The sequence below is a fragment of the Anabaena subtropica FACHB-260 genome (assembly GCF_014697105.1).
GTDB classification, from domain to species: domain Bacteria; phylum Cyanobacteriota; class Cyanobacteriia; order Cyanobacteriales; family Nostocaceae; genus Trichormus; species Trichormus subtropicus.
In genome coordinates this window covers 53,211-62,556 of record NZ_JACJRF010000030.1, presented here as the reverse complement: position 1 = coordinate 62,556, position 9,346 = coordinate 53,211, and the positions used below count along the sequence as shown (strand labels likewise).

Below are 9,346 nucleotides of genomic sequence, written 5' to 3'. Positions count from 1 at the left end.
AGTCAGAGTTAAAAACAGGAAAAGGCTTTAGTAGCTATGGTGCAATAGTTGAGTGGTTGAAATTCCAACATGGACTGGAAGTTGAGTATGCAACAGTTTATGCGTTAGTTCGATATAAATTAGGAGCAAAACTCAAAGTACCGCGTCCTCAAAGCCATCAGCAGGATGAAAAGTTAGTATCTGAGTTTAAAAAAAACTCGGTATCATCCTTAATATCCTAGAAAAACATCTAGTACCAGGAAGGTGTATTCGTTATCTATGTCAGGATGAGACCAGGGTGGGATTAAAAACTTTAACGGGAAAAGTGATTACTGCTTGTGGAGTCAAACCAACTGTATCCGTGAAATGGCAGAGGGAAAATTTTTGGATTTATGGTGCAATTGAACCATTCACAGGACAACATTTCCAGCAAGAATACCCCAAACTTAATGGTGAATATTTTCAACAGTTTTTAGACTGGTTATCTCAGCAATTAGGTGAAGATTATGCCATTTTACAAATAGACCAAGCTCCTGCTCATATTAGTGGTGCGATTAATTGGCCTGAAAATATTATTCCCCTGCTTCAACCACCTCATTCCCCGGAACTCAATCCCATTGAAAGGCTATGGCAGTATCTCAAAAAATCTCTCAAGAATGAACTTTTTTCTTCTTTGCAAGACTTACGAACTCGCATACAACAACTATTCGAGCAATTAACATTTGAGCAGGTAATGTCTATCTCCTCTTATAACTTTATTTTAGAAGCTCTTTTCTATGCAGCTTCATATTAAATTGGTATTACTCCTTACTCCTTACTCATTACTCATTACTCATTACTCATTACTCATTACTCATTACTCCTTACTCATTACTCATTACTCACTACACTTTCTATCACTTTTTAACTAAAAAGTATGCTGTGGTATATTCAGGTAACTGTCTAATATATTGCCTGAAAGAGTTTTGGTTAGGAAAAATTCCTGCTAAAAAATCTAGTTGATATAAATTTGGTAAAAATGCTCCGCCTGTGTCTGCAATTACTCCCATTTGTAATTGCTTACGTCCACTTTGAGTATTTTCTATCAAAACTACTCTACCTAAACCAATATTTAAGACATCTCCGGCAAAAGTCACTCCTGGCTTGACAGAAATTTTGGCATCTATTTTGTGTCCATAACCTTTAATTGCATCAACTTGCCGAAAATACCAATAACGCTTTTGTGCTGTCGCCTTTAAACCCCGGACGTAAGACATTCCGTTGTTTCTATCAACATTAAAAAATGCCTGAGAACCATCCGTAAAATTTATGAGAATTGTTCCTTGCATTAGAGCTTCTTCTAATCCATTGCGGGTTAAATAAGCCAGAGGTTCAACTTTGCCATATTCTTTTCCACCCGGTTCATAAATACCAGACAAAACCTCTTGTTTTGTATATTTAGTATAAAATTTATCGGCAATGTTGTTGTCTTTTAAGCTATAAAGCGGGGTGTTAAAAGTTGCGGTGCGTTTCCGTGAACCTGGGTGAGTAAACACAGCATATTTTGTCAGTCTTAATTGCTTTTGTACCTGATTTTCAGGGTTATATGCTGTCCATTTAATGACTCGGAAGTTGCGGTTGATAAAGTTGGGATTTTGTAAACGAGTAATGCGATTCTTGGCAATATCTTCTTTGAGGACTTCAATCATGAAGTCGAGAGTTTTGAGGATATCTTCTGTAGTGACTTTTTGCGTACTTAGCAATCCGGGGCGTAAAATATCTGGATCGTCTGCACCGTGTTCTTGAAAGTATTGTCTCGTATTAACCAGAACAGTTAATAAGTCTGATTGATTAACATTAACTTTAGCACTGGGTAGTTGTGAGGGAGCTAAAATTTGATTACCATTGACACTAAATTTATATTTTCTCCACTCATCAATAATGGGATAAGTGATAGATGTTGTTGCTAAATTGGGAATTGAATTAGGCGTTTTCTGCTGATTTCTGTTCTGAGGAGATGTTTCTGCCTGAGTAATTCCTGTTTTTGGCAAAAAATTGGCGGACTGAGACTCTCGTAGTTGAGATGTATTAGCTGTTACCTGTTGATTTAAGCTGGATTTTTTGTCATCCTGAGGCTTTTGGTCTAGCTGTTTAGCTTGAGAGTAATTATTATATATATTACTACTAACTATACCTACCAGTGAGAACGCCGTAACACTTAGCAAGAATCTAATTTTTGGGCTTAACAGGATACTCATAAATTGTTAATGAATTTCGCAATACTAACTTAATAATGCACTTTTAGGGCATCTGACAGGGCATCAAACCTCTTCCATCTCTAGGGAGAAACTCAGCCTAATATCGCATTATAACCTGCATACTCATGACTAAACTTGCGTTTGTATTCTTTAGCCTTTGACCATAACCTGGTTACCAGCAAATATGAACACTAAGTAATTACGGAAAAATTGAGATTGCCCAGAAATCTTTCTTTAGATTCATGAAAACTTATTTGTATTTTCTCACGCTCTCATCACATATTCTTGTCGGTCTGTCAATTAGTAAGTTATACACAAACTAGAATCACACCCTATTGTTAGCAATTACACTTGGTAGTTTAATTATCCGGATTCTCAAATACCTGAAAAAAATGTTAAGTATCCCTATTAATCAACATTTACCTCAAACACCGCGTTTGGTGACATCCTTACCAGGAACTAAAGCTAAAGCAATTGTAGAACGCGATCGCGCTGTGACATCACCGTCCTACACCCGCGACTATCCCTTGGTTGTCGCCCGTGGTGAGGGCTGCATGGTGGAAGATGTAGACGGCAATGTATTTTTAGATATGACCGCAGGTATCGCCGTCACAGCCACCGGACACGCCCACCCAGAAGTAGTCAAAGCAATTCAAGAACAGTCAGCCCAGCTTTTACATATGTCGGGGACGGATTTCTATTATGAGCCGATGGTGGAACTAGCAGAACACTTAGCTAGTCGCGCCCCCTTTGTTCACGGTGCTAAAGTATTCTTCACAAATTCCGGTGCTGAATCCAACGAAGGAGCAATTAAACTAGCTCGATATTACACCAAGCGATCGCTCATCATCGCTTTCTTAGGTGCATTCCACGGGCGTACTTACGGCGCAATGTCTTTGACTGGTTCCAAAACTGTACAGCGTGCCAATTTTGGGCCGTTAGTTCCTGGTGTAACTCATATTCCCTACGGTACTCACGCCAGCCTAGATTACTTAGAAAACCATCTCTTGACCACGATCATACCTGCCCACGAAGTAGCTGCAATTGTCGTTGAACCAATCCAAGGGGAAGGCGGTTATATCGTCCCTGAAGATGGTTTTTTACAGAGAATTAGGAATATCTGCGATCGCTACGGCATATTAATGGTAGTTGATGAAGTGCAATCAGGTATGGGGCGCACTGGACGCTTATTTGCCATTGAACATTGGGATGTCGCACCTGATATCATTAACACTGCCAAAGGAATCGCTAGTGGTATGCCTTTAGGCGCAATTTTAGCCCGCGCTGAGATTATGACTTGGCCTCCTGGTTCCCACGCCACTACATTCGGCGGAAATCCAGTCGCTTGTGCGGCGGGTATTGCAACCTTAAAACTACTGGAAAGTGGTTTGATGGATAACGCTACCCAGATGGGGGAAATATTACAAGCTGGTTTAACCCAATTACACGAAAAATTCCCCAGAATCTCCTTACCCAGAGGTAAAGGGTTGATGGTAGCCGTAGATTTATTAGATGAAGCCGGTAACTTTGATCATACATTGCGCGATCGCATCATCCAAGAAGCCTTCCTGCGGGGTTTGTTATTACTCGGTTGCGGTAAAGCCGCCATTCGTTTCTGTCCACCCTTAGTAATTAACCACGAGCAAATTCAAATTGCCCTTGATATTATTGCAGAAATTTTAAGTAAATGAAGCAGGGGAGCAGGGGCGTAGGGGATAAAAAACTATTAGCAACTGACAACTGACAATGAACAAAACTGCACTGCAACTTTTTTCACTACTTTGGCAAGAATACAGCGCCAGAGTCACTTATGCCCGCACATATCAACAAATGATTACTGCTGCTGGTGGGACTGTGGCTAATGATCATATTGCCTGGCGATCGCTGCGTTTGTCAGTGGATCGTCCACAAGGTAAAGTAAATTTGGGAATTAGTTACTTGTCCCAAATAGCTGAAGCTTTGGGTTATGAACCTGCTGGAGAATATATTTTTCCGCAAACTCATCTGTACGCCCGTCACTATCGCCATCCCCAACAAGCAGAGTTTGATTTACCTAAGTTATTTATTAGTGAATTAATTGTCGATGAATTGCCAGATAATATTGCTCAATTAATCTCTCAAACAGTATCTACAATTCCCGATCAATTTACCTCTCCTTTGACCTATTTTCACCAAGAAAAAGGAAACAGTGAAGTTATAGCCCAAAAACTCCAAAAAGTTTTCTCTCGTCCTTGGTTAACTCCACGGCGTTCTGTTGTAGAAGAAGTGAATAAATTTACCCAGTATGGTGCATGGGTGTTGTTACATGGCTATGCTGTCAACCACTTTACAGGTTACGTAAATCGCCATCAAACTTCAGAATATGCAGATATAGACAGTACTGCTCGTGGTTTGGCTAATTTAGGTGTACCAATGAAAGCAGAAATCGAAGGTAATATTACTTGCGGGTTGCGTCAAACAGCAACCCAAGCAGTTCAAGAAATGGTGACAGTCATAGATGATATTAGTGGGAAGGAAATTCAGATTCCTTGGACTTACGCCTACTACGAAATAGCCCAACGTTATGCGGTAGAAATAGAACCTGGAAAACCAGAGCTTTTTGATGCTTTTTTAGGAAATAATGCTCAACATTTATTTGAAATGACTAGACTATCCTAAAAGATATAGCGCTTCTCATGGAGTACTCTATGAGGCTTACTCCCCTTCCCTACAAGGGAAGGGGTTGGGGGTTAGGTCTGTATTAGACTCAACTGGAAACAACCCGATATAAACCTCATTAAATTTCCAGTAAACAAAATTTAATGGGATTTTGATGGCGAATTGGTTTCATCATCTTGCCCACTGCCGTAAAATGTAGGCGTAAAAAGCATCTTTATCAACTTTATCCATAGCTAAAATCTTTCGCCCACCAGCAACAACTTTAGTCCGTCCCTGACTCAACCCATTAGTAATAATTTCTGTTTCCCATTCTCGTAGTTGATAAAATTCTGGATGTCCTAAATAAGCAGTTGCTAACACATCCCAAAAATAATAATCTTGCGGGATAACCAGGGCATAACATTGTCCCGCTAAATCAGAAATCGGATAGTGGCGTTGTCGCCCCATTTTGTATACTAAATCTGATGTGACTGGCACATTGTTAGTTAAATCTAGAGGACACATAATAATTTCAATTTGGGTTTGCCATACTCGCGCTGCTGAAACCGCATCCCAATAAACATTCCATTCAGCAGAACCATCTTGTCCAGCCTCTAAACTTTTTTCCACATTACCAGGAACATTCAAAGCTCCACCCATCCACACAATTTTTTTAATTTTCGCTTCAATCTCTGGTGCTTTGTCTAAAGCAACTGCGACTGTTGTGAGAGGCCCTGTCACCATTAGAGTTACTGGTTCTGCTGCTTCCCGCAATACTCTCACCATGAAATCTTGACCTGTTTCTTCCACCAAAGGCGTGTGAATCAATTCATTTTGGTTGATAATCGGCAAATGGTCAACAATAAACGAATCACGACGATATAAGCGAGGAAAAGGATTAATCCCGCGTACTGTGCTTTCGGCCACTGGTATATGAGAGAATCCCATCAAGTCAATAATTTTGCGTGTAGCACTAACTGCGGGTTGGACATAGCAATCAGCAGGAGTGACGACAACGCCCAGGAGTTGGATATGCTCCATCGTCAACAGCAGCATAGTTGCTAGATAATCATCTACACCACCATCATGATCCATTAACACAAGTTGTTTTGTCATATCAGGAGATAGAAAATATGGATGAATTTATGCAAGCCGCTATTCAAGAAGCAAAACAAGGCAGACAAGAAGGCGGAATACCTATTGGTTCCGTCCTCGTCAAAGATGGTAAACTGCTCGGCAGAGGACACAATAAACGTGTACAAGATGGTGATCCGATTACCCATGCCGAAATCGATTGTCTCCGTAATGCTGGGAGAATTGGCAGCTACAGAGGTACTACATTATATTCAACCTTAATGCCGTGTTATTTGTGCGCTGGGGCTGTGGTGCAATTCGGTATTAAAAAGGTAATTGTCGGCGAATCTAGAACTTTCCCTGGCGCTAAAGATTTTATGGTATCTCACGGCGTGGAAGTAATTGATTTAAATCTAGATGAATGCGAACAGATGATGAGTGAGTTTATTCAAACCAATCCTGAATTGTGGAATGAGGATATTGGTAATTAATAATCAATTTTTTCAAATATGAAACACAAAGTTTTCATTAAACCTCTTCGTCCGTCTGCTTTTAAACATAAAAACAAGGCTCTTGTAGTACTGAAGATAGAGGATTTGCAGGAAACTAAAGTTAGTTGTTTCATGGTCGCCATCTGTGAAGTGGAACCCATTGGAGGACTTCTTTAGCAAGTTGAGTGTTAATCAGAGCTTTGTAAGGCTCACGTTCATATTCATTACTACCGTGCCAATCTACTTCAGGAAGTAGGGACTGAGCCATTTCTTGACTAGTTCGATGTGCCGAAGAAATATCATCCGCGCATAGCAGCAAGGTAACATGACCAGGATTAGGGCAGTGTAAAGCGCACCGTGCTGCTTGGGCTGCGTCTCTCACATCGAGAAAAGCGCCGTATTCCCAAAAAGGATTCCATTCAAATTCAGGATTTGCTCGCCGATTGGAAATAATAAAATCGTAAGTTTCTTCATCAAAAACACCTGGTGGTCGCAAACAAATAGTTGGGATACCTGTGCTATCGGTAAAATATCTGCACATTTCTTCACCAAGGCGCTTAGAAACCGCATAAGGGGTGGTTGGATAACAAGGATGATTGTCATCCAAAGGAAGATAATCTGGTTTTCTCTCACCTTTAAAGATTCCCAATACATCAACACTGCTGAAAAAAACAACACGTTTGAGTTTTGCCTCTGCTGCTGCTGAAAGAATATGCCAAGTTCCGAGAAGATTGACTGCCATTATTTCATCCGGCGTTTCCTCTGAGTTTCCAAGTAGCCCAGCAAGATGAACGACTGCATCGCAACCAACAATCGCAGAACGAATTTGATGAGGATTGAGGATATTATGACCACTTGCGATATCAAAGCCTATTACTTCATATCCGTCAGCACACAAAATTTTTTCAACAACTGAACCAATCATTCCTTCGTTGCCCGTGACTAATATCTTCATAGTCCTCGCCTGCATATAGTTTCGCTCAAGACAGACTTAAAATTTAAACCAACCAAAGGTCTTTCATAATCTTTAAATTAGCAGTTAATAGTGACTCTCCCTATTCATCCCCTTTCCTTGAGGAAAGCATCAAATGTAAATCTGTCGGGTAACGAAGCTTGTGCGCCTAATTTTGTGGCTGCTAAAGCACCAGCCGCCGCACCCCAAACAACCGCTTGATGTAAGGAAAGTCTAGCGTAAAGTGCTGCTGCTAAACCACCATTAAACGCATCACCAGCAGCTACGGTGTCAACAGCTTCTATGGGGAACGCTGGGACAAAAAAGGTTTCTTTTCCAGTAGCGCAGACAACACCTTTAGCACCCAACTTCACGATCGCACTTTTCACTCCCCTTTGCAATAACACCCCAGCCGCCTTGGCTGCTGTATCTTCGCTATCTACAGAAAAACCTACCAGTTGTCCTGCTTCTACTTCATTGGGTGTAATAATATCTACCAAGGGATAAAGTTCTGCTGGTAAATCTGATTGTGCAGGTGCAGGATCTAAAATTACCGTGATATTGGCATTTTTTGCCGCTTGAGCAGCCGCAATCACAGAATTTACTGGAATTTCTAGTTGTAATAATAGTGCTGTAGCTGTGGGTAATATCTGCCCTAATCGTTCGACATCTGCTTGATTAATTCGCCCATTAGCACCAGGAATGACGACTATTTGATTTTCACCATTATGAGCTACGGTGATAATAGCAACACCAGAACTCGCAGTTTCATCGACAAAAATATTTTCAGTCTGTACACCAGCATCTTGCAAATTTTCTATCAGTTCTGCACCGAAACTATGTGCGCCGACGCGTCCCACCATTTGGGTAGGAACTCCCAACCGTGATAATGCTACGGCTTGGTTTGCACCTTTACCACCAGGAGCTTTAAAAAAGTTTTCTCCCAGCAATGTTTCTCCAGCCACAGGTAAGCGGGGTGCTGTGGCGACTAAATCTATATTGATGCTACCGAAGACGATAATACTCATGATTTCGGGTGTCTGGGTAATTACTGTATTGCACTAACCTAACAGGCTGCTAATGTTGGGTCTTCTTTTTGCATCAGTTTATAGCTTTTTTCCACGCATTCGCCGTAGCATCTCCAAAAAAGAAGGCTAGGAACGCACAGTAGCGCCAAGTATTTATTCAGGACAACTGGCGATGAGTTGAGGAAATATAATGCAAATACCGCTACTTGTTTGATATTTTAAAAGAAAACTGAGGTTACATCCTATGGTGATGATAGCATCGACTAATTCCCCAAGGGTTGTACTATCAAATATTAGTTGGCAAACCTTTGAAACTATCTTGGCAGAAATGGGAGCTAATCGTGCTGTGCGATTGGCTTATGACCAGGGAATGCTAGAAATTATGACTCCTTTGATGCCTCATGAACATAATAATAGACTACTGGAACACTTGGTTTTTGTTCTAGCTGAGGTACTCAACCTGAATTTGAAAAGCATTGGTTCAACAACTTGTAAACGTCATGATTTACTGCGTGGTGTAGAACCAGATTCGGCTTTTTATATCCAAAATGAGCCGATGATGCGACAAAAGCAGAATCTCGACTTGACTCAAGACCCACCACCAGATTTAGTGATTGAGGTAGACTACACTAGCGCATCTGTTGACCGATTTCCTATTTATCTAGCATTGGGTGTTCCCGAAGTGTGGCGATATGACGAACCTGTAATGCAAATTTATCGGTTATGTGAAGGGGTCTATGTCCCTAGTGATGTGTCGCCAAGTTTTGCCAATCTCCCCTTAGCAACTGAAGTTCCCCATTTTCTCGAACAAAGCCTCAACGTTGGGGAAATATCAATGATTAGATTATTCCGTGTTTGGGTAAGTCAGCAGATAGTAAATTCAAATACTTAGATACCCCGTAGCTTATCGACAGATATAGCTCGACAGGCTACCATATCAAACTGTAT

Annotated in this window: 10 protein-coding genes; 6 read left to right on the top strand and 4 right to left on the bottom strand. The window is 40.9% G+C overall.

Annotation, left to right across the window (positions count from 1 at the left end):
- Positions 1–221 (top strand): helix-turn-helix domain-containing protein (locus tag H6G18_RS16810; protein WP_190408242.1); only part of this gene is annotated, 221 nt, incomplete at its 5' end.
- Positions 203–772, top strand: coding sequence for an IS630 family transposase (locus tag H6G18_RS16805; protein ID WP_190408244.1), 570 nt, complete (start codon positions 203–205; stop codon positions 770–772). The genes H6G18_RS16810 and H6G18_RS16805, both read left to right, overlap by 19 nt.
- Positions 773–875: 103 nt before the next feature.
- On the opposite strand, the gene H6G18_RS16800 is transcribed toward H6G18_RS16805, so the two are convergent.
- On the bottom strand, positions 876–2,216 hold the full coding sequence (locus H6G18_RS16800) for a hypothetical protein (protein WP_190408241.1): 1,341 nt from the start codon (positions 2,214–2,216) through the stop codon (positions 876–878).
- A gap of 392 nt (positions 2,217–2,608) precedes the next feature.
- On the opposite strand from H6G18_RS16800, the gene H6G18_RS16795 reads away from it, so the two are divergent.
- Both H6G18_RS16795 and H6G18_RS16790 read left to right on the top strand, forming a co-directional pair.
- Complete coding sequence (locus H6G18_RS16795) at positions 2,609–3,907, top strand: acetyl ornithine aminotransferase family protein (RefSeq protein WP_190408240.1); 1,299 nt, start codon at positions 2,609–2,611, stop codon at positions 3,905–3,907.
- A gap of 55 nt (positions 3,908–3,962) precedes the next feature.
- Positions 3,963–4,874, top strand: a complete 912-nt coding sequence (locus H6G18_RS16790) for a DUF1338 domain-containing protein (RefSeq protein WP_190408239.1) — start codon at positions 3,963–3,965, stop codon at positions 4,872–4,874.
- A 171-nt stretch (positions 4,875–5,045) separates the two neighbouring features.
- Here the strand turns inward: H6G18_RS16790 and H6G18_RS16785 are convergent, their stop codons facing one another.
- On the bottom strand, positions 5,046–5,969 hold the full coding sequence (locus H6G18_RS16785) for a nucleoside hydrolase (RefSeq protein ID WP_190408238.1): 924 nt from the start codon (positions 5,967–5,969) through the stop codon (positions 5,046–5,048).
- 17 nt (positions 5,970–5,986) lie between these two features.
- Between H6G18_RS16785 and H6G18_RS16780 the strand changes: the two genes are divergently transcribed.
- A complete protein-coding gene (locus H6G18_RS16780; RefSeq protein ID WP_190408237.1) occupies positions 5,987–6,418 on the top strand; it encodes a nucleoside deaminase in 432 nt (143 codons plus the stop codon).
- A 130-nt stretch (positions 6,419–6,548) separates the two neighbouring features.
- On the opposite strand, the gene H6G18_RS16775 is transcribed toward H6G18_RS16780, so the two are convergent.
- Positions 6,549–7,373, bottom strand: a complete 825-nt coding sequence (locus H6G18_RS16775; protein WP_190408236.1) for an NAD-dependent epimerase/dehydratase family protein — start codon at positions 7,371–7,373, stop codon at positions 6,549–6,551.
- 104 nt (positions 7,374–7,477) lie between these two features.
- The gene (gene rbsK, locus H6G18_RS16770; protein ID WP_190408235.1) at positions 7,478–8,398 is read right to left on the bottom strand and encodes a ribokinase; all 921 of its coding nucleotides are present in this window, start codon (positions 8,396–8,398) and stop codon (positions 7,478–7,480) included.
- Between the two features lie 244 nt (positions 8,399–8,642).
- Here rbsK and H6G18_RS16765 point away from each other — a divergent pair, with 244 nt between their 5' ends.
- Positions 8,643–9,290, top strand: coding sequence for a Uma2 family endonuclease (locus tag H6G18_RS16765; RefSeq protein WP_190408234.1), 648 nt, complete (start codon positions 8,643–8,645; stop codon positions 9,288–9,290).
- Positions 9,291–9,346 lie beyond the last annotated feature (56 nt).

Bases quoted from the DNA above. Each gene is read 5' to 3' on its own strand.
- H6G18_RS16785 (WP_190408238.1), bottom strand. From the start codon at position 5,969: ATGACAAAACAACTTGTGTTAATGGATCATGATGGTGGTGTAGATGAT.
- H6G18_RS16780 (WP_190408237.1), top strand. From the start codon at position 5,987: ATGGATGAATTTATGCAAGCCGCTATTCAAGAAGCAAAACAAGGCAGA.
- H6G18_RS16790 (WP_190408239.1), top strand. From the start codon at position 3,963: ATGAACAAAACTGCACTGCAACTTTTTTCACTACTTTGGCAAGAATAC.
- rbsK (WP_190408235.1), bottom strand. From the start codon at position 8,398: ATGAGTATTATCGTCTTCGGTAGCATCAATATAGATTTAGTCGCCACA.
- H6G18_RS16795 (WP_190408240.1), top strand. From the start codon at position 2,609: ATGTTAAGTATCCCTATTAATCAACATTTACCTCAAACACCGCGTTTG.
- H6G18_RS16775 (WP_190408236.1), bottom strand. From the start codon at position 7,373: ATGAAGATATTAGTCACGGGCAACGAAGGAATGATTGGTTCAGTTGTT.
- H6G18_RS16800 (WP_190408241.1), bottom strand. From the start codon at position 2,216: ATGAGTATCCTGTTAAGCCCAAAAATTAGATTCTTGCTAAGTGTTACG.
- H6G18_RS16765 (WP_190408234.1), top strand. From the start codon at position 8,643: ATGGTGATGATAGCATCGACTAATTCCCCAAGGGTTGTACTATCAAAT.